The sequence below is a fragment of the Peribacillus sp. S4 genome (assembly GCF_046715815.1).
Classification (GTDB): Bacteria; Bacillota; Bacilli; order Bacillales; family DSM-1321; genus Peribacillus; species Peribacillus frigoritolerans.
This window is the reverse complement of the sequence record NZ_CP175708.1, coordinates 2117389-2137761: the sequence shown is the minus strand read 5'-3', so window position 1 is coordinate 2137761 and position 20373 is coordinate 2117389. Positions and strand designations below refer to the sequence as shown.

At 38.7% G+C, this 20373-nt stretch carries 19 protein-coding genes; 5 read left to right on the top strand and 14 right to left on the bottom strand.

The window, feature by feature from the left end:
* Positions 1-8: 8 nt before the first annotated feature.
* From ACJ9PY_RS10235 to ACJ9PY_RS10205, 7 genes are all read right to left on the bottom strand, one after another.
* Entirely contained in the window at positions 9-377 is a 369-nt protein-coding gene (locus ACJ9PY_RS10235; protein WP_255294663.1) for a rhodanese-like domain-containing protein, read from the bottom strand.
* A 26-nt stretch (positions 378-403) separates the two neighbouring features.
* Positions 404-883: a DsrE/DsrF/DrsH-like family protein gene (locus ACJ9PY_RS10230; protein WP_048687705.1), complete on the bottom strand. Its 480-nt coding sequence runs from the start codon at positions 881-883 to the stop codon at positions 404-406.
* A gap of 111 nt (positions 884-994) precedes the next feature.
* Positions 995-1300: a monooxygenase gene (locus tag ACJ9PY_RS10225; RefSeq protein WP_098865438.1), complete on the bottom strand. Its 306-nt coding sequence runs from the start codon at positions 1298-1300 to the stop codon at positions 995-997.
* A 38-nt stretch (positions 1301-1338) separates the two neighbouring features.
* Positions 1339-1599, bottom strand: a complete 261-nt coding sequence (locus ACJ9PY_RS10220) for a metal-sensitive transcriptional regulator (RefSeq protein ID WP_034312817.1) — start codon at positions 1597-1599, stop codon at positions 1339-1341.
* A 647-nt stretch (positions 1600-2246) separates the two neighbouring features.
* The gene (locus tag ACJ9PY_RS10215; protein WP_411739941.1) at positions 2247-3488 is read right to left on the bottom strand and encodes an amidohydrolase; all 1242 of its coding nucleotides are present in this window, start codon (positions 3486-3488) and stop codon (positions 2247-2249) included.
* 7 nt (positions 3489-3495) lie between these two features.
* Positions 3496-4890, bottom strand: a complete 1395-nt coding sequence (locus tag ACJ9PY_RS10210; RefSeq protein WP_411739940.1) for an APC family permease — start codon at positions 4888-4890, stop codon at positions 3496-3498.
* Between the two features lie 23 nt (positions 4891-4913).
* Complete coding sequence (locus ACJ9PY_RS10205; RefSeq protein ID WP_411739939.1) at positions 4914-5618, bottom strand: FadR/GntR family transcriptional regulator; 705 nt, start codon at positions 5616-5618, stop codon at positions 4914-4916.
* A gap of 557 nt (positions 5619-6175) precedes the next feature.
* Here ACJ9PY_RS10205 and ACJ9PY_RS10200 point away from each other — a divergent pair.
* Complete coding sequence (locus ACJ9PY_RS10200; RefSeq protein ID WP_411740260.1) at positions 6176-6301, top strand: hypothetical protein; 126 nt, start codon at positions 6176-6178, stop codon at positions 6299-6301.
* Between the two features lie 12 nt (positions 6302-6313).
* Here the strand turns inward: ACJ9PY_RS10200 and ACJ9PY_RS10195 are convergent, their stop codons facing one another.
* Positions 6314-7297, bottom strand: coding sequence for a tRNA dihydrouridine synthase (locus ACJ9PY_RS10195; protein WP_063576605.1), 984 nt, complete (start codon positions 7295-7297; stop codon positions 6314-6316).
* A gap of 286 nt (positions 7298-7583) precedes the next feature.
* Here ACJ9PY_RS10195 and ACJ9PY_RS10190 point away from each other — a divergent pair, with 286 nt between their 5' ends.
* Positions 7584-9218, top strand: a complete 1635-nt coding sequence (locus tag ACJ9PY_RS10190) for an acetolactate synthase large subunit (RefSeq protein WP_328119429.1) — start codon at positions 7584-7586, stop codon at positions 9216-9218.
* A gap of 27 nt (positions 9219-9245) precedes the next feature.
* A complete protein-coding gene (locus tag ACJ9PY_RS10185) occupies positions 9246-10679 on the top strand; it encodes an aldehyde dehydrogenase family protein (RefSeq protein ID WP_411739938.1) in 1434 nt (477 codons plus the stop codon).
* A 220-nt stretch (positions 10680-10899) separates the two neighbouring features.
* Here the strand turns inward: ACJ9PY_RS10185 and ACJ9PY_RS10180 are convergent, their stop codons facing one another.
* Entirely contained in the window at positions 10900-11295 is a 396-nt protein-coding gene (locus ACJ9PY_RS10180; RefSeq protein ID WP_411739937.1) for a YybH family protein, read from the bottom strand.
* A gap of 870 nt (positions 11296-12165) precedes the next feature.
* Here ACJ9PY_RS10180 and ACJ9PY_RS10175 point away from each other — a divergent pair.
* The gene (locus ACJ9PY_RS10175) at positions 12166-12558 is read left to right on the top strand and encodes a (2Fe-2S) ferredoxin domain-containing protein (RefSeq protein ID WP_411739936.1); all 393 of its coding nucleotides are present in this window, start codon (positions 12166-12168) and stop codon (positions 12556-12558) included.
* A 15-nt stretch (positions 12559-12573) separates the two neighbouring features.
* Positions 12574-13563 carry a CobW family GTP-binding protein gene (locus tag ACJ9PY_RS10170; protein ID WP_264896999.1) on the top strand — a complete coding sequence of 330 codons (990 nt, stop codon included), beginning with the start codon at positions 12574-12576 and terminating at the stop codon, positions 13561-13563.
* Between the two features lie 115 nt (positions 13564-13678).
* On the opposite strand, the gene ACJ9PY_RS10165 is transcribed toward ACJ9PY_RS10170, so the two are convergent.
* The 5 genes from ACJ9PY_RS10165 to ACJ9PY_RS10145 all read right to left on the bottom strand — a co-directional run bounded on the left by ACJ9PY_RS10165 (position 13679) and on the right by ACJ9PY_RS10145 (position 20333).
* Complete coding sequence (locus ACJ9PY_RS10165) at positions 13679-14539, bottom strand: amidohydrolase family protein (RefSeq protein WP_411739935.1); 861 nt, start codon at positions 14537-14539, stop codon at positions 13679-13681.
* Positions 14540-15054: 515 nt separating this feature from the next.
* Positions 15055-15213 (bottom strand): hypothetical protein, encoded by a 159-nt coding sequence (locus ACJ9PY_RS10160; protein WP_156319545.1) that lies wholly within the window; start codon positions 15211-15213, stop codon positions 15055-15057.
* A gap of 759 nt (positions 15214-15972) precedes the next feature.
* The gene (locus ACJ9PY_RS10155; RefSeq protein ID WP_411740259.1) at positions 15973-17292 is read right to left on the bottom strand and encodes an MFS transporter; all 1320 of its coding nucleotides are present in this window, start codon (positions 17290-17292) and stop codon (positions 15973-15975) included.
* A gap of 866 nt (positions 17293-18158) precedes the next feature.
* Positions 18159-18965: a sugar phosphate isomerase/epimerase family protein gene (locus tag ACJ9PY_RS10150; protein ID WP_063577777.1), complete on the bottom strand. Its 807-nt coding sequence runs from the start codon at positions 18963-18965 to the stop codon at positions 18159-18161.
* Between the two features lie 21 nt (positions 18966-18986).
* Complete coding sequence (locus ACJ9PY_RS10145) at positions 18987-20333, bottom strand: MFS transporter (RefSeq protein ID WP_197483691.1); 1347 nt, start codon at positions 20331-20333, stop codon at positions 18987-18989.
* Between the last annotated feature and the right edge of the window lie 40 nt (positions 20334-20373).

Sequence of the window (20373 nt, the reverse complement as noted above, 5' to 3'; positions counted from 1 at the left end):
ACCTCCTTTTATTCGCGCCAAGAACTCATGCCGCCTTTTACGTTGGTGACTTCTTTAAATCCAAGTTTTTTCAATGCTTTACTCGCATTACTGCTCCTCATCCCGCTTTGGCAGATTACAACCACTTCTTTATCTTTTGACAGTTCCTGTGCCCTTTTGCCAAGTTCGTTTAAAGGAATGTTTTTAAAGTCCTTTATGTGATTGCCCCTATATTCATTAGGAGTACGGACATCAATCAATTGCTTATTTCCTCTATTTTTCAACACAGCTTTTAGCTCAGCCGCATTTATATTTTTTATCCCCTTTACAGGGACAAAGCGCTGATATAAAAACCAAACGATGAAACCTAATATGATGAGGTTAAATATAGTTCCCAATGGACCCATCCCTCCGGTACCCAAATTTATATAAATAAGTTTACATTTCCATCCTCTGCTTCAGCTAAATATGCCGCAACACCTGCATACTCAATTCCATCCAATAACTCCTCTTGCTGTAAACCCAATAAATCCATTGTCATCGTACAGGCTATCAGTTTAATTTCCTGTTCTTGGGCCAACTCAATTAAATTTGGGAGTGACATGGCGTTATGCTTTTTCATCACGTGTTTGATCATTTTGGGACCCATCCCAGCAAAGTTCATGTTTGATAGACCCATTTTATCAGAACCACGCGGCATCATTTTCGCAAACATTTTTTCAAGAAATCCTTTTTTTAATGAAATCGGCTCATCCTTCCTTAAAGCATTCAATCCCCAGAACGTATGGAAGATGGTCACTTCATGATCGTAAGCCGCCGCCCCATTTGCAATGATATAAGCAGCCATTGCCTTATCATAATCACCACTAAATAAAATGATCGTCGTTTTTTTCTTTTCAGTCATTATGCTTCCCCCTGATGAAATTTCATTTTTACACCTCTATACCCTGCGGGGTATATATTATGCTAAAAAATATAGTGCGTCAACCCACTTCACTAAAATAAATGGTTATCTTTATTTGCTTGGTCCATGATTGATTGAAGTTAGCCCTTCATTTACTTCAAAAATTTTTCCATTAACCTTCTCTATACCAAACCCATATAACCGAGCTGTATGCATCGTCAAGTACTTACATGCAGATTCCTTCGTTTCAAACAGATAAATGCCGCCTGCTTCCTTTGCCTCACTGTCTTCGGTCCAAATCTTCCAGATCAAGCCTTCTTCACTATTAATGCTTTTTGCTAAATCTGTAAATTCTTTTACCATTTCGTTGCCGAAAGGTCCCTCCATTTTAAAATCCACTTGTAAAATATAAGACATGAATAACACTCCTTTTTCAACAGTTCAGGTCAATTCTTTTACCTGCTTTTTATCAGTAAATTAACCGCTTCCTTGACTAGATGATCAGTGCCCTCTCCATTCTCGACGTTTTCCCGAACGCATTGCTCAAGATTGGCACTTACGATAACACCCATGGTCCTATCGATGGCACTTCGCGCAGCCGACAACTGAGTGACGATTTCCCTGCAATCTTTTCCCTGCTCCATCATTCCAAGAACACCCTTGATTTGTCCTTCAATCCGCTTCAACCGATTAATGACACTTTTATCATACTCCATACTCCGCCCCCCATATCATAACTGATTACAATAATTCCAATTCCGATTAAGGAGCTCAGTCCCAAGATCACTTCTTCCGAAGCAATTGTGAATTTATTCATTTTCTCGTGAGTTTGCGCGCTTTACTCGTGAGTTTGCACGTTTTACTCGTGAGTTTTCGCATTTTACTCGTGAGTTTGCGCGCTTTACTCGTGAGTTTGCGCGCTTTACTCGTGAGTTTGCGCGCTTTACTCCTGAGTTTATTCATTGATAACTCGTGAGTTCATAATATACCTATAGGGGTATTCTGTCAAGCCGTTTTATTCACACGTTTATGAAAAGATAAAAGCCCCGTAATACGGGCAGCTTTCACTAATTCTTCAATTCTTTAATTCTTCAGCATCAAAAGAGTTGTCGATTATGCAGCGCCTGGTACTAATGAGATCCTTTTTAAATTCATAGGTCTCGGTTTTTTCATGGAGAATCCGGAATAGCACTCCCTTTGATTCGCAATAGAAACCCGTATCGATTATTGCCACCTTTTCTTGATTGACGATAAACAATGATGAAAGTAATCAGCATTAGTTCGCCTAAAACAGAAAAAACTCATAAAAAACGCCATCCTTTCTGTATATTTCTACAAAGAATGGCGTTCTTTCGTTTTACTACTAATTTTTTTCTAAGATTTGATTGAATGAACCTGAAACAATTTTCCCTTTGTGCATAACCCCAAGGCGCCTTGCACGTCTTGCAACTGCTTCTGCTGAACAACTAGCTTCCACAAAAACAGCATCCGCATTATCACCAATAGTCGGCCAAACTCGCTCCCCCTCTGAATTAAGAGGTGTTTTCCCGCCAGTAATAAAACCAAGTGCCCGTCCTAATGACCACTCATCAATCCAAGCGAAACGTTCAGCCATCAGACTAGCTTTGTAAAGCACGTCCCCTGTGCCGAATGGGTCCCAATGATCCGTTATACTGTCATTTACAAGCGAGACATTTATACCCTTTTCATGAAGCAGCGGGATTGGAATTGTGGGAATATCGATAGGTACAGTAGAAGCGATTGAAATACCCGCTTGAGCTAAAGTTTCCGCTGCATCTGCTGCCACTTCAACTGGAACATCCCCGAGTCCAAACGCATGTCCAATTGTAACTCTTCCCTGCCAGCCTGCTTCTTCTGTAAATTTAGCCAATCGTTTCATCGTATAAATTCCCAGGTGACCAGGTTCATGTAAATGCAAATCTATATCTGCATCCGCTTCAACTGCAAGCTCTATGAGTGCATGTAATGAAGCCTCAATATTTTCATCTACTATGGCCGGATCCAATCCACCGGCAGCAGTGGCCCCCATTTGCAATGCTTCCCTTACAAGTGGAACGGAATTACTTCGCAAGAGTCCGTGCTGAGGAAAAGCAACTAACTCGTAAGAAAGCTGTCCATCGTATGATTTTAAGGCACGTAAAACTGCTTCCATGTTTTTCAACCCAATTATAGGGTCAACATTACACTGAGCCCGTATGTGGGTTACTCCATTCTGTAAAAGCAGCTCCAAAATCTTCTTCGCCCTTTCTTCCGTGACAGGAAGAAGTGACGGAAGCATGTCTTCTTCTTCTTTCATTCGGCCAAATACATCCACAAATGGGGTACATGCTTTCCATTTACCTCCATAGTATGTTTTATCCAGATGAATATGCATATCCTGAAAACCAGGCAGTATAAGCAGTCCACCCGTATCCTGAACTGGCAACCCATCAGGTAAATTCTCATGAGCTGGGATTATTCTCGTGAATTTTCCTTCTTCAACAAGGATATGACAGTTTTCCGTAATTGTTTTTGTAACCATGCCATCCTTACGAATGAAACCGCTTTCAAGTAATACATTTGCTAACCAATAAGATTGTGTCATTAAAGCATCATCCTTTCATTTCATTCATATTTAATTCCGGTGGAAGTTTTTTGAAGAAATTTGTATTGAGTCCTAAGTAAATAACTCCAACTGTCAACCAAATCAAACCTGCAGTCTTTGCATACATATCCAATTTGTATAAAAAGAAGAGCGTGATTAATGCTCCGATAGAAGGGAATAACAAATATCGTACAATGTTTATCCCTTTACGTTTTTTCTGCTTAATAAAATAATAGAATATTACAGATATATTTACGAAGGTACAGCCAAACAGTGCGCCAAAGTTTACTAAAGAAATGACTGTTTTTACGTCAAGAAATAAAGCAGTTAAGCTAAGAGACCCAATAAATAAAATACTATTTGTTGGAGTAGCTTTTTTAGGGTGAATGTAGCCAAAAAACTTCGGTATAATTCTGTCGCCACCCATTTTACACAGCATACGGGAACAAGAGGTTTGTGCAGCTAAAGGACCCGCTATGGCTCCAATCAAGGTGAAAAAAGGATAGATAACTGCAAGTATACCTAATCCAATCTTTTTAAATAATTCAAGTGCCCCCGTATTTACATCTGTGAATTCACTCCAGCCTGCAGGCCAGGCTAATAGCATTAAGTAAGATACAGTTGTAAATAAAAGCCCCGCACCCGCACAAATGATTAATACCGCTCTTGGAACATTAACTCTCGGATTTATAGCTTCTTCCGCTACCATCGTTACAGCATCAAATCCAAAATATGATAGTACAAGTATGGATGCACCAGTAAAAATGACTCCCCATCCTACTTCGGGTTTAGCAAACTCACTAGAGTTTACAAATACATCCCAGGAGAAAAAGGATCCCATTCCTCCACCTTGGGAAATAAATTTAATTAAGAAAATCGTTACAATAGCTATAATGGAGAGCTGAACCAAAACAATTATATTGTTTACTTTGGCAGTAACATTAATGCCAACATAACTAATCGTTGTCACAAGGAGAGTTAATCCGAGGATCCATATCCAATTAGGTATTTCAGGGAAAATCGCATTCATATAGTTAGCAGCAATAACGTAAGACAGCATAGGTACAAGAAGATAATCCATCATAACAGTCCAACCTGTTAAAAAACCAATATATGGATTTATCGCCTGTTGGGCATAAGTGTATGCAGAACCTGAGACTGGGAAAGCGGCAACCATGCTGCCATAACTAAATGCTGTAAACAGTATAGCAATTGCGGTTAACGCGTGAGTTAAAGAAAACATTCCGTGAGTTATATTCGATACAATTCCATACATATCAAAAATTGTTGTAGGAATTAAATATGCAAGACCGTAAAATACAAGGGAAGGAAGGGTTAGAACTCTCTTAAAATTCGGCTCTTCTTGAATTAAACCAGAAGTAACGGTGGCTTTAGCTCTCAATATAATTCCCCCTATTATTGGTATCAGGTGTATGGGTTTTGGACGCTCTTATACTCCTCTACCATTTTGATATAATGGCTTTTCACATCTTCAATATGTTCTTTCATTAATTTAGAACTTCTATCTGAATCTCCTTTTTTTACCTCCTTCAAGATCTGTTGATGGTAGTAAAGTGCTGTTTTTGGATCATCATAAGTTGCCATTTCAATCCTTACTTTTTTGAAGAATTCAGAAATATTATTGTACATATCAATAATCACTTGGTTGTTTGTAGATCTTGCAAGCGTTCTATGAAATACAAGATCGGGAACGATAATGGAAGATCCCATTTTAATACAAACTTCTAAATCGACAAGCGATTGTTCAAGGATATTGATTTCATTCGGATTTATCCTTTTTGCAGCCAAATATGCGATTTCAGCTTCAATCACTTTGCGAAGTTCTAATAAGTCTAGAGAATTATCGATATTGACAGATACTTCGAACGTGCTAGAAAATGCCTTGTCATTGAGATGTAAACTTTTCTTAACATACACCCCCTTTCCTATTTTTTTTTCAATAATTTCTTTTTCAGAAAGTGATTGCAATGCCTCTCTTACAGAAGATCTGCTTACTTCTAATAGTTTAGCCAGTTCTCTTTCAGACGGAAGCAGGTCACCACTTGTAAGATTATTCTTGAGAATAAAATCACATAAAAATTTTTGAACTGTTTCACTTACAATTGCCATCTTTAATTTCAACTCCATAGCTTTAGATATCCGACCGGTCAGACCAGTTTAAACAAAAATACCTTCGTTATTTGAAAAATATTTCTCTCGCCCCCTTTCTTTTTTGAATTTTCTATATTCACTATGCAAGTCCTATTCCAAATTTAATAATACTGTTATACCGGCTAACTATTATTAAAATCACCAATAACATCATGCGTATTAGAATAAAAAATTCAGTATTGCATAATTCATTGTTAATTTTTAATATTTCGAGATGCAAAAAAACGAAATATATAGGACATTCGAAACCTAGCATCTCTTAAGAGCATTAGCCCATATGATGATGAAGTGGCTGATTTTTTCTACAACGGCCCTAAGAAGTCCCCGCAAAGATGTGAGCAAATCACTAATATTGAACAAAACGCATCTAGTTGGACAAAATAAAAAAGCCCAAACCCCTGTTATTACAAGGATTTGAGCCTTAGGTTCATCTTTGTTTTTTGCTTGTATGTCTAAAAATATTGAAGAAATAATGATTTTCCCCGGTAACTTGCTTTTATTTGTCATAACCCAATATAGATTACTATAATAACAAACATAGAAAGCAAGAATTGGCGGGATTGAGTGCGGTTCAATACCGCCTTCACATAAAAAGCTTTTGGGGCAAAACAGTTAAACGTCCTACTTCACTTTTACCATGAATGGGGACATTTCTACAGTTCCCCCACTCCATCTAGATTATTTGACCCAAAGTTTTCGAGCAAAGTACGCGCTTCATCTGTTGACCTAGTGTTCATTAATTGATTTCTTAATTCACTTGCCCCTCGAAACCCACGGACATATATCTTAAAAAAGCGATGAAGAGCCTTGAACGAACGTAGCTCCAATTTTGAATATTTATCATGGAGATCCAGATGCAACCTTAAGAGATCAAGCAATTCCTTACTGCTATGATCTTTCGTCTCCTTTTCAAAGGCAAATGGATTATTGAAAATACCACGCCCAATCATAACCCCATCAATACCGTATTGATGAGCGAGCTTTAAGCCAGTTTGACGGTCAGGGATATCCCCATTGATCGTCAAGAGCGTATCTGGTGCCACTTGGTCACGAAGTTTCTTAATCTCCGGGATTAGTTCCCAATGAGCATCTACTTTACTCATTTCATTTCTTGTACGCAAATGAATGGAAAGATTAACAATGTCCTGTTTCAGTATGTGTGTTAGCCAGTCGTGCCATTCGTCTATATCCGTGTAACCAAGCCTTGTCTTTACACTTACAGGCAATCCTCCAGCTTTCGCTGCTTGTATTAATTCTGCTGCAACTTCTGGACGACGGATAAGGCCACTTCCCTTCCCATTCTGTGTCACATTAGGTACAGGACAGCCCATATTGATATCCACACCCCGAAAGCCCAGTTCCGCCATACCTATGCTCATTTGCCGAAAGTATTCAGGCTTATCCCCCCATATATGGGCTACAATCGGTTGTTCGTCCTCAGTAAAAGTCAAACGCCCACGCACACTGCGGATGCCCTCTGGGTGACAATAACTCTCCGTGTTTGTAAACTCTGTAAAAAACACATCAGGTCTGGCTGCTTCACTCACTACATGGCGAAAAACTACATCCGTCACATCTTCCATTGGTGCCAGTATAAAAAAAGGTCGTGGTAGATCACGCCAAAAATTATCTATCATATTAAAATTCCAATCCTTTCATTATGGGTTACCAGGCTAACCCCTTATCCCAAAATTAAAAAGCAGAATGTCCCTGCTTCCTTTACACTTATACCATGCTTAAGCACTTTTTATCAAACTGCAGAAATGTTTTTTTTTCACGAAACCATTCCTACTTCCATATTCTCCCTCCTAGTTTAGAGACGCAAATGCTCGAAATGGTTTTTAATACACGCAAGTACATAATTTCTTGGGGGCAAAGCCAACATATAAGGAAAGAAATTGAAATGGTCGAGGAGGGAATAATTTGAAGGCATCTGATTTGTTTGTAAGATGTTTAGAGAATGAAGGGGTACAATATATTTTTGGGATACCTGGTGAGGAAAATACGGATCTTATTGATTCTCTAATAAGCTCTGATATTGAATTTATCTTGGTTCATCATGAACAAGCTGCAGCTTTTATGGCAGACATCTATGGCCGGCTAACTGGGAAGCCAGGCGTCTGCTTGGGCACATTGGGACCGGGTGCAACCAATTTATTGACAGGGATAGGAAGTGCTTATCTGGATTATTCCCCTGTTGTCGCGATTACAGGTCAGGCGGGCCTTGATCGCATTCATAAAGAGTCGCATCAGTATGTGGACATTATTGGCGTTTTCGAGGAAGTAACGAAATGGAATCAACAAATTAAGGTGCCGCATACGATTCCGGAAATTATCCGTAAAGCATTTAAAACGGCTGTCATTGAAAAGCCGGGAGCTGTTCATATAGAACTTCCGGAAGATGTGGCGATGATGGATACAGAAGGGGAACCTCTTCCGGTTACACCAATGCCTAGATCCCGCCCAGCCGAGGAAGAAATCAAAAAAGCCTTCGAATTAATAAATCGCGCTAAAAAGCCTATCATTCTAGCTGGTAATGGCGTGATCCGCGATAGAGCTTCTGAGGTTTTGCGGAAATTTGCAGAAGAGAAGCAAATTCCCGTTGTGAATTCATTCATGGCTAAAGGAGTTTTACCTTCCGACCATCCATTGTCCCTTTTTACAGTAGGGATGCAAGCAAGGGATTATGTTCTATGCGGATTTGATTTGGCCGATCTTATTATCACCGTCGGGTATGATTTCGTCGAGTATTTGCCAAAGTATTGGAACGATGAGGCAATGAATCCGATTGTTCATATTGATGCTCGACCTGCCGAGATTGATGCTTATTACCCCGTTCAAGCAGAATTGGTCGGGAACGTTACGGAGGCACTTGAAGCCTTGACGACTGGTGTAGCAAAAAAAGAACTTTGGCCAGAGGTGAAAAGGTTGAGGTCCCAAATCATTGAAAAATTTCATTCATCGGATGATGTATCAGGAAGCCCTATCATCCCTCAACGAATCATTGCCGATTTGAAAAGGGCGGAAAAGGGTAATGCCATTGTCATTTCGGATGTGGGTGCCCATAAATTATGGATTGCCCGGATGTATCAGCCGGAAATCCCAAACCACACGATCATTTCTAATGGCTTTGCATCGATGGGAATTGCCATTCCCGGTGCGATTGCAGCCAAATTGGCAAAGCCTGATAAACCTGTCATTGCTGTTACAGGGGATGGTGGCTTCCTGATGAATGGAGTTGAATTGGCAACGGCAAAACGTCTAGGTCTTGCCTTCGTGATAGTCATTTTTCATGATTCTAAATACGGCCTAATTGAGTGGAAACAATTGAATAAATTTGATCGTACGAATGCCATTGAATTTACAGATCCAGACTTTTTAGGATTCGCAAAAAGTTTTGGGGTTAAAGGTGTGAAAGTAACCCACTCCGATGAATTGCTACCTGCATTAGAAGAAGCGCTTTCGAGTCAGGAAATTGTCTTGATTGATGTGGATGTCGATTATTCGGAAAATGTAAAGCTCTCGAAAACACTAGGTGATTATATTTGTAAATTATAAAAGCAGATATTATTGGAGGGATTTCAGATGAAGAAAAAGTGGCAATTGTGGATCGGGGGTAAATGGCGGGAGGCTAAATCATATGAGCCATTATATAATCCCCATTCAAACGAAGAAATTGCACAAATCGGACAGGCTGAACCAGCGGATGCCATTGAAGCGATTGTTGAGGCAAATGCTGCTTTTCAGAAATACCGATCTTACCCGGCTCATGCACGAGCAGAAATTTTATTTAAAGCTGCAGCAATCATGGAAGAACGCAGTGAAGAACTTGCAAGAATCATTTCTCTGGAGGCGGCGAAAACGATTCGAAATGCTCGTGAAGAAATGAATCGTACGGTTCAGACCTATCGTTTCGCTGCAGAAGCGTCCAAGAACAATTATGGAGAACAAATCCCGATGGATGCGGCAGTTGGTGGGGTAAACCGTTTTGGCTTCACGGTTCGCACCCCGATTGGCGTCGTCACCGCGATTACCCCATTTAATTTTCCCTTTAATCTGGTTGCCCATAAAGTGGGTCCAGCTATTGCCGCTGGAAATTCGATTGTGTTAAAACCTGCCGAACAAACCCCATTGAGTGCACTGGTTCTTGCCGATATTTTTAAAGAAGCCGGGTTGCCAGATGGAGTATTGAACATCATACCTGGCAAAGGCGATGTTTTAAGTGAAGCCTTGACGACCCATCCACATGTAAAAAAAGTGACGTTCACAGGCAGTGTTGAGGTCGGACACCTTATACAGCAGCAGGCAGGCTTCCGTAAGCTTACACTTGAACTCGGGTCCAATTCCCCTTTCATCATTGATGAAGGAGTCGACATCGATCAAATTATTCAAAGAAGTGTAATGGGGTCATTTACGAATAATGGGCAGGTGTGCATCTCGATTCAACGGATATATGTCCACAAATCACTATACCAACAATTTTTAGAACGTTTCGTCAGTGCCACAAAACAGCTTGTCATCGGTTCACCTCTCGAGGAAAATACAAATATTACAGCGGTGATTTCAAAAAAATCATTGGAGCGGTTACAAAGTTGGATTGATGAGGCAGTACAGGAAGGAGCAAAAGTTGAGTGCGGCGGTACAGTGGAAGGCAATGTACTATTGCCTACCGTTTTAACCAATGTAAATCGTGACTCAAAGGTATTTCGTTTCGAAGTATTTGGTCCGATTGTCTGCATTTTCCCTTTCGATACATTGGATGATGCCATCAATGATGCAAATGATTCGCGCTACGGCTTGAACTCAGGAGTGATGACTCCGAGTATAGAACGAGCTTTTTATGCGGCGGAACGCTTGGAAACAGGTGGAGTCGTAATCAATGATATCCCAACTTACCGAATTGATAATATGCCTTATGGAGGCTGGAAGGACAGCGGTGTTGGCCGGGAAGGCGTCAAATATGCGATGCAGGAAATGATGGAGCAGAAGTTTATCAGCTTTAAAATAAGCGACCATTGAGGAATATTAACCCGTGGTAAATGATGAGAGGGCGATATCTTAAGGATATCGTCTTCTTATTTTGTCGTACATTAATGTTTTTAATGTAGTTTTTGTTATTATTATTGGGTACAATCATTTCTTCATTTCATCATCACTTCTATACATAGGCAATTTTTTACATACAGATCTAATCTAGCTGTAAAAAATAAAAAGCCACCATTTACGGCAGCTAATTACTTCAATTCTTAATTATTTCAGCACCATAAGAGTTGTCGATTATACAGCGCCATGTACCCGTGGAGTCCTTTTTAAAAACATATGTCGCTGTTCTTTCCATCGAGAATTCGGAATCGTCCTTTTGATTGGCACTTAGCTTGGCTTGTGCCACATCCAATGCCGTATCACCTGTATCGATTATTGCCATCTTTTCTTGATTGACGATTAAACTATGGTTAAAGTATTCAGCGATAGCAATGAATGCCCGGCGGATTTCCTCTTTTCCTCTTGCGACTGTTCCAGGTTTGACAACTAAAGTCGCATCCTCTGAATAGAACTCCATTAAATGATCGAAATCCTCCTTATTTATTGCCCTGTCCGCATTTTTTATGACTTGTTCCAGCTCATGATTCTGCATATTCACCCTCCTATTCAGCTTCACTTCATACTTCTCATCATACTACTTCATACTCTATGGTGTTCGACTGTGATGATGGGGGATCCTGCTCATATAGTAAATAAAGTAAAGAACAAAGTAAGAATGATATACAATGGTGCCATCCCTGCTCCCTACCTTCACCCTATTAACAAGAAGACTTCTTAAGAACAACGCCTGGCTCCATTTATCGAATAAAGGGTATATCAATTCTTATGGCATCCCTTCCATACAAAAGATTTAAAGGTAACAATATTCTAGTGTTTATTGGGGATGGATTAGATCACTGCTACCTATAGAAAACACTCAAAAATTCAGAGAAAAATAGCATGTCCTTGGAACATTAACTTTTGCTGAACGTTTTAGTATTTGCACATGGCTTAAAAAAGGGGTAAAATAACATCATTCAAATCGTAATGATTACGTTTTGTTCAATCATACAATATTTATATGAGAAAGGAGAAATCCAATTGGCAAATAAATAGAAGGTGGAAAAAGTGAAGCAACCCCTGATATTAGTTGAAAATTACGCTTGACCTGAAAAAGGAATTAAAAGCGAAAGGTAGACTCATCCCCTACTCGATTGCATAATCGTTTCTAGTTTACAGGAAGACCTTAAGGATATAAGAAAGATTAAGATGTTTAGAATCGCCTTTCGGGAGTTAATACAAGAAGGTTTACTTCTAGGCATCAAAACTCCAGTTGGTAAAAACATCCTTTCAGGATATAGCTCTACTGAAAATGCTGCTTACTCGGTAATTTAGTGAATTTAGTCGTTTAGAAAGTGAAAAATGAGACAATAATTGATTTTAAATCGTAATTATTACGATTTAATTGGAGGGAAAATTAAATATGGCCACATGGAATTTAAGTAATACGAAGCATCATGTACTCATTTGTAATGGTAGCAGCTGTACTGAGGTCGGATCAGAGGAACTGACTCAAGCAATTCGTAAAGAAATCTCAGACCGACAGGTAGACGACACCATTCATACAACTCGCACACGTTGTAATGGAAGATGCCATGATAAGTGCGTTGTCATCGCCTATCCGAAAGGAACTTGGTATAAAAATTTAAAACCTGAGGATGCCTCCCCTTTCGTCGATTCACTCCTTGCTAATGAGGATTATACAGAAAAAGTAAGCCACTCATTCCTTGGGGATGGTTTTGTACGCGCAGAAGGAGTCGTTGCAGGGGTAACAAAAGACAAGGAAAAAGTAATTAGAGTATCAAAAATAAAATAAATGGAGAGAAAAAATATGACTTTGATAGAAACAAACAAAATCCCGGTCACCATTCTGACTGGCTATTTAGGTGCAGGTAAAACAACGCTTTTAAATCGGATCCTAACAGAAAAGCACAATCAAAAGATCGCGGTTATCGTTAATGAGTATGGAGAAGTTGGAATAGACAACCAGTTAGTAGTTGATGCTGATGAGGAAATCTTGGAAATGAACAATGGTTGCATCTGTTGTACGGTTCGTGGGGATTTAATTCGCATCCTACGAACTCTGGTTTTTTCAAGTGAACAGGGGCAGACAAAATTCAATCGTGTTTTGATTGAGACAACGGGTTTAGCTGATCCGGCACCTGTTGCCCAGACCTTTTTTATGGATGAATTACTATCCGAAAAATTCGAAGTGGACAGTATTGTCACTGTCGTGGATAGCAAGCATGTTACAAAGCATTTGGATAGTCATGATGAGGCACAAGAGCAAATTGCTTTCGCTGATGTGATTATTCTAAATAAAACGGATTTAGTATCTGGTGACGACCTGAATACGTTGGAGCGAAGACTTACCAACATGAATCCTGCAGCTAAGAGAATGCATGCTCAAAATTGCAATATTAATTTAAGAGATATTTTAGGAATTAATACGTTCGATGTGAATCGCAAGCTAGAAATTGACCCTCATTTCTTAGAAGATCATCACCATCACCATCATGATGATAAGGTATCATCGATTGCCTTTCGTGAAGAAAAGCCACTCGATTTCGATAAGATAAATGAATGGATGAGTTACCTCGTTCAAGAAAAAGGGGAAGATTTATTACGGTATAAGGGAATTCTTCATATACAAGGAATCCAACAACGAATAGTATTCCAGGGACTTCATATGTTATTTTCAGGAAGACCAGATCGGAAATGGAAAGACAGTGAAACAAGACTAAGTGAACTTGTTTTTATTGGAAAGGACCTAAATAAAGATGAGTTAGAACAGCAATTTAAAAATTGCATAGCAAACTAACGGAAAGAACCCGATGTAGAGATTAACTGATAATTTTCAGTTAATCTCTACATTCACAATGAAAAGGGAACTTCCTTACCCCACTTGCTAACTGATCTATTGATAGAGTTTTGAATTAATCAATCAATGCTAAAAAGTTTTTTCCAAGTATATATTCCTTTTGGTTATCAGGAACTTGAAGTGAATCAACCCAACTTTTCTTTGTCAAATAGTCATATTCATTAAATTTTTTCATTCCATATGGTCCGTCGCAGCCATAAAGAACTTTACGATACCCTAAAGATTCCACTGCCTTCTTTACAATAAATGGATTAATGTAATCACTTGAGGTATCAACAAATACATTAGGTTGATTCTTGACGTAGTTCCATAGTTTTTTCCAAAAAGGAAGGCCTGCGTGAGCATAAATTAATTTAAGTTTAGGGTAATTTTCAGGTAAGTATTTATAGGAGTCTGGTTCGGAAGATAGATGAATAATCATGGGAATGCCTTTTGTTTCACACATAGCTGCAACTGGATCAAGTGCCTTAATACTATATTCATGCATGAATGGGTGGGCTTTCACCCCAATAAAACCAGGTTTATTAAGATATAATTCTACTTCTTCCACTGATACATGAATCAAAGGGTTAACTGCTACCCAGCCTAGAAACCGGTCTGGAAATCGATCAATTGCAGTAGCAACAATATCATTGTCCGGCTTGGTGAAAATCTTGTATGAATTTCCATAAAGTTTCAAATACCCATCCTTTACTAGACCATCATAAATTCCGAGCCCAATTTGAGGTACATTTAGAATTAGAAAACGGAATAAATGTTGTAAACCTTGTTGAAAAATGCTATCCAATTCAAACATTGTTCCGTTCATGGGGGCAATTAGCGCTGTTTTGGTTACATCATTTTTATCCATACCCTCTATCATTTTTTCTAGAGTCAACATTGTTTCATCCACATGAAAATGGCAATCAATAATCATTTTAATCCTCCCCTTCGAATTACTATCTTAATTGTATGATCAAACCACTTAACAGTATCACCATCCATGTCCCGAACTAACCTGCCTCTTTAGTACCTAAAGAAAAAGAGCTGCCCATGCAACTCCCTACTAATTTAAGAAAAAACCCTTAGATTAAGTCATGAAGTTGGTTTTTATCTTAAATGGTTTTGTATAAAAATATTCTACTAATGCCTTAATCTCACGGCTTTCGGCTCGTTCGATATAGCGGCAGTAGCTATAAATGGTAGAGGAACCTACCGAATTCAAGCGAAGCATGAGTCATACAGGTAGTCGTTAGCACATCATTTAATGCCCCGCAGCGATACATACATGTAAGGAGGCGGTTAAAACTCCTTACTGTACAGTCTGTAGTGCTACCACACGAACTATGATCAATAAGAAAAAGCGTCCATACTTTCTGTAGAGCCGCCCCATTTAAAAAATTCGGATGGTAAAAATCCTTCAAGTCGGGTAAATTAAAAATAAGAAAATAATTATTCCATCATCTTCCTCATATTCTGTATCTCTATATTAATCTTCCGTATTTGCTTGTCAATTTCATCAATTTGAAGGTCAGTGACTCCTTGTTTTCTTTTTTCAAACAGTTCATCTCTTAATCTTTTTAAAAAAACCACTCTACCTAACAAGCCCATCTCATACCCACCTTTGTTTATAAATTTCTTTAACCAAAGAGGACTAGTATAATTTTTTACCTTTCTGGACCATTGCCTCACATATTTCCCCAATCATTTTTCCTTTATAACTAATCACTTCTATCAAAAACTCTTTCCTGAAATTTAGACAGACTTAATAGAAGGTATTTTTAAATATAATTGGTAATGGAAAAAAAAGCAATTAGCATGTCAGGTTAAATAACATATTTCATTGACCATATTAATCAAATAATATATTTTCTGGTTTAATTAGTACAATGAAGGCCTTTTTAGTAACCATCAAATTATATCGACCGAGGGATAATTTATTTTTCAAATGCACTTTATCTCTATCTGAAAATGGAAAAAGACGATTAATTACAAATAATCGATAGAATTGATCATTACTTTTAACACCAAAAATAGAAATTATATACCATCTTGGAAAGAACAAGATGATACCCCAGAATTTAAAAAATGAATTTTAATTCCTGCATAACGCTTATAAAAAAATGAGCCGTTCGTGACTTTTACGGACAATAGCAACAATGCTATCCCGCCCATCTCGGAAATTCCTTTTCCGCATAATAAGGCAAGATATAAGGAATTGTAGAACAACCTCCAAAATAATTATCTTTCTTCCTATGTAAATATTGAATATTAAAAAGACTCATAACAATTTCCTATGAAGTATAATTTACCACCCATGGAGATCTGTCATGAGCTTTTAACATCTCTTTTTCACTGTAAAAATGGCATTTATTCATTATCCGATATTTCAATCCTTTTAACATCGCCTACAATGAAGATGTATGATAAAGCTCCAATTAAGGCAACTACACCTACGAAAACAATGGCCCCATTGAATGAATTAGTTGCGCTCAAAATTATTCCAATGACGATAGGCGTAACAATTGCTGATAAGTTTCCTGCAAAATTAAATATCCCGCCCGCTAAGCCGACTAGCTCTTTTGGAGCCATATCTGAAACTAGAGTCCATGTTATGGCTGACATTCCTTGGGAAAAGAATGCGAACGACATAACCGCGATAACAAAAGCAATAGACGTTGTATAGTTGGCCAGTATAATTGTACAAGCACCCAACAATCCAAGGATAATGGGGGTTTTACGTGCAACACCAACGGACACTCCACGTTTTACCATTTTATCTGACCAAAAACCACCTACAAGCACACCAATCCCTGCAGCAATGTATGGAATAGAACCAATAAAGCCAGCTTTTAGCAAAGTAATCCCTTTTTCTTGAACAAGATAGCTTGGAAACCACGTGAGAAAGAAGTAAAGAGTTGATGCAACGGCAAACTGTCCAATATAGATTCCCCAGAATTGACGATGCTTAAAAAGATGCCGTGCCTTTGACCAATTAATTTTTTGACCTTGACCAGCGCTATCGGCTAGTCCACCTCCTTCACGTATATAATCCATTTCTTCCTTGTTAATATACTTACTGTCCTTCGGATCCTTGTAAAACTTGTACCAAACTAAAGCAAAAATCAATCCAATTATACCTGTCACGATAAAGATTGAATGCCAGCCGAAAGAGGACAATAGCCAAAATAGAAAAGGAGTTGCGATTGCTAACCCTACATATTCACCTGCTGTGTAAACACCAGTAGCTAGTGCGCGTTCACGTTGTGGAAACCAAGAGGCGACAACACGGCTGTTTGCAGGAAAGGCAGGTGATTCTGCAAATCCAAGGCCAAGGCGCAGTCCGAATAAGGTCCCGAAGTTTTTGGCAAACCCTTGTAGAAGAGTAAAAAGTGAAAACAATAAAAGAGATATGCCATATACCACCCGAGGGCCAAAACGATCGGTTAGCCATCCACCGGGAACTTGCATGAACGCGTATGTCCAACCAAAGGCAGAAAGAATTAGCCCTAACATAGCTGGATCTAACCCCAGATCATCTTGAATAGCAGAAGCGGCTACTGCCATGTTTGTACGATCAAGATAGTTTATTGCAGTTCCAAAAAACAAAAGTGAAAGAATCATAAATCTAGCACGAGATGGTTTTCTATGTTTAATGGACATAGAAACATTTTCATTTTCTACCTTCAATGGATTGCTCATAGTTAATCCTCCTTAAGATTTTCCTTTTTAAAAACCTGAAGTCTTCCCTTCTGCTGGATGATCCTATATACTCATTTTTGGGTCATAACGCTCTTGAACTAAACCTAATCAATTAATTGAGTAAGGATCTTATTATAATGGATCAAATTTACCGGTGATTTTATAATTAATTTATGGCGCTCAAATAAAACGCTTACATCCCTAGATAGGAAACAGTTTATTATTATTTTTTTTACAACCTTGAGCCTTACTAATAAGGGCACCAAACATAAATTTTAAATTTAATATATTCATCTTGGATTACAGAAGAGGCTACTGCCATGTTGAAGTTATTGCCAATAAGAAAGCTATTTATTGTTTTAATATTTAACCAAATTCACTATAACTTTACACATTTATCTTATTTCTCATTGGCCGATAATGCATGATAATTTAACTCAATCCCTTTTCACCACAATTTTGTTAAAAATAAAATCGAAAGCTGAGAATAACAACCCAACTGTGTTGCAGTTAGCCCTAATTCTTGCTGAAGAGTGGAACCTGCCACACCAGGTTCTCTCGGTCCATATAGTTGATAGCGTCGCACACAACCATTTTACAATTCCCCAGAGATTTGATTAAAACACAATTATAATGAAAAGCCACCAAATACGGCAGCTTTCACTAAATACTTCAATTGTTCAATTATTTTAGCATCATAAGAGCTGTCAATTATGCAGCTCCCATGTACCGGTGGAATCCTTTTTAAATCCATTTGTCGCGGTTCTTTCCATAGAGAATTCGGAATCGTCCAAAATCATTTAAATAAAAGTTGAATTCCCACCATTGATCTTCATCTAAAATACCCAAAAGAATCAATATGTCAGTTGTTGTTTCCATTGTTCTATTGAGGCAAGCAAGTTGGGCATTCCTTCCTGGCCGAAGTACTCGAGAGAAACAAAGCCAGTATAATTTCGCTTTCTCAATTCTTCAAGTAAACGAAGATTGTCAACGTCCCCACTAAAAATGGGTGCTGGTTTGTTTTTATAACGCTCTTTATGATTGTAGTGATAATTTTTTAAATGTACATGGCTGACATGGGGGAAGATGGATTCCAATACCTCCTTCGGATTCAATTGATCAACGTATAAGTTAGCACCATCGAAAATCAGTTTTATCCGTGGATGGTTGATATCTTCTAAAAGCTTATGAATGGCTTCGAGGTTATCGGCAAAAGAGTCATAGTGAATTTCTATTGCTACATCCACTCCATATAGATCAGCCATTTGCCCTAATTTATTTAATTCGGTAGCCGTTTCCGACCATTGCTCTGGTGAGGCATTCCTTGATGCAATATGGCCTGCGAATGTCCGTATTAATGGGCAGTTTAATTGATGAGCCATATCTAACAATTTTCTTGCTTGATTGATTTCGTTTTGATGTTCTTTTTGGTTCCATAGTTTCGAAAAAGTCGTATATCCACTTATGGAAGGTATTTGTAGATCATTGGTTTCAAGTAATTTGGCTAATTTGTCCAGTGGTCCGTGCTTCTCCTGAAATCGCTCTATATGCTTATTCCATAATTCCAGTCCTTTAACATCCGCTTGCAAAGGAAGCAGCCAATTTATTATTTCCTCTATGTCCCATTCTTTAAATCCTGTCGTGCATAAACTCAGTTTCAATGTAATTCCGCCTTTCTCCATTTAGTTTTTCATTGTGATTTCTATACGCTGGACTTTTCCAATAAGAAAGATATAAGCAAAAGCGCCAATTAGGGCCACTACGGATATGAAAGTTAGCGCTGCTGCATAAGAATGTGTCGCACTAATGATTAAACCGACGATTAACGGCGATAAAGCCCCGCCAATGTTAGCTACGAAATATAGTGAGGAGCCCGTTAGGCCCACCATTCCTTTCGGCGCAATATCAGCTAAAAGGGCACCGGTAACTGTTGATGCCATCCCCTGTCCAAAGAATGCTATCGCCATAAAGGTGATGACTATGTTTGGTGAATCCGTATAATTTCCCCCAAGAATCAAACAAGACAATAACAATCCGACTATAATGGGAAGTTTACGTGCCAATCCTGTTGATATACCGCGAGTCAGCATCCAATCGGAACATCGGCCGCCAATGAGAGTTCCTAATATGGCAACAATGTATGGGATACTCGCATAAATTCCCGTTTTTAACATCGTCATTCCCTTTTCATCAATCAAATAGGATGGAAACCAAGTCATAAAGAAAAACAAAGTGGTTTGAATGGAAAATTGCCCGATGAACATTCCCCAAATTTGACGGTGTTTAAGCAGTTGGCCTATTCGTTTCCAGGAGAAAGGATGCTTCTCTTCAGTTCCGATCATTCCTCCGCCTTCTTTGATATAATTTAGCTCTTCCTGAGAAATCCGCTTATGTTCCCTAGGGTTCCGATAGAATCCATACCAAACAAATCCAATAAGAATCCCAATAATTCCGGCGATATAAAACAGGTAATTCCAGCCAAAGGTTATGATGATCCAAGTAAAAACTGGAGTCAGGAAGGCTAGCCCAATATATTGGGTACCCGTATAAATCCCTACAGCAGTGGCACGTTCTTTTTTAGGAAACCACTCGGATACACACCAGGCATTAGTAGGTATGGAGGGAGATTCAAAGGCACCAAGCCCTATGCGATATGTAATAAGTGACGATATATTTTTCGCGGTTCCTACCATGAATGTAAATACAGACCATAAAACGAGGGAAACCGTGTATACCTTCCTAGGACCGAATCTATCAAGAAAATAGCCGCTGAATAGCATCGAAAAGGTATAGCTCCAGCCAAATACGGAAAATATGATTCCCATCATAGCCGGATCAATATGTAAATCGGATTGAATATTCGGAGCTGCAAGCGAAATGATGGCACGGTCAATGTAATTAATACAAGTGACTAAAGCAATGAGAGATAAGATGAACCATCGAACAGTTCTCGGTTTTCCTTTTTTTGATCTATCCGTTACCAGTTCCGATGTGCGATCGTCTATTATTGCCTTTAATTCTGAGCTCAATATTTTTCCCCCTAACCTAATGCCCAATATTAGTACATCG

Excerpts from the sequence above, each read along its gene's own strand:
- ACJ9PY_RS10165 (WP_411739935.1), bottom strand. The coding sequence starts at position 14,539 with ATGATTATTGATTGCCATTTTCATGTGGATGAAACAATGTTGACTCTA.
- ACJ9PY_RS10160 (WP_156319545.1), bottom strand. The coding sequence starts at position 15,213 with ATGGGCTTGTTAGGTAGAGTGGTTTTTTTAAAAAGATTAAGAGATGAA.
- ACJ9PY_RS10180 (WP_411739937.1), bottom strand. The coding sequence starts at position 11,295 with ATGCAGAATCATGAGCTGGAACAAGTCATAAAAAATGCGGACAGGGCA.
- ACJ9PY_RS10205 (WP_411739939.1), bottom strand. The coding sequence starts at position 5,618 with ATGGCAATTGTAAGTGAAACAGTTCAAAAATTTTTATGTGATTTTATT.
- ACJ9PY_RS10195 (WP_063576605.1), bottom strand. The coding sequence starts at position 7,297 with ATGATAGATAATTTTTGGCGTGATCTACCACGACCTTTTTTTATACTG.
- ACJ9PY_RS10185 (WP_411739938.1), top strand. The coding sequence starts at position 9,246 with ATGAAGAAAAAGTGGCAATTGTGGATCGGGGGTAAATGGCGGGAGGCT.
- ACJ9PY_RS10170 (WP_264896999.1), top strand. The coding sequence starts at position 12,574 with ATGACTTTGATAGAAACAAACAAAATCCCGGTCACCATTCTGACTGGC.
- ACJ9PY_RS10230 (WP_048687705.1), bottom strand. The coding sequence starts at position 883 with ATGACTGAAAAGAAAAAAACGACGATCATTTTATTTAGTGGTGATTAT.
- ACJ9PY_RS10220 (WP_034312817.1), bottom strand. The coding sequence starts at position 1,599 with ATGGAGTATGATAAAAGTGTCATTAATCGGTTGAAGCGGATTGAAGGA.
- ACJ9PY_RS10215 (WP_411739941.1), bottom strand. The coding sequence starts at position 3,488 with ATGACACAATCTTATTGGTTAGCAAATGTATTACTTGAAAGCGGTTTC.
- ACJ9PY_RS10175 (WP_411739936.1), top strand. The coding sequence starts at position 12,166 with ATGGCCACATGGAATTTAAGTAATACGAAGCATCATGTACTCATTTGT.
- ACJ9PY_RS10225 (WP_098865438.1), bottom strand. The coding sequence starts at position 1,300 with ATGTCTTATATTTTACAAGTGGATTTTAAAATGGAGGGACCTTTCGGC.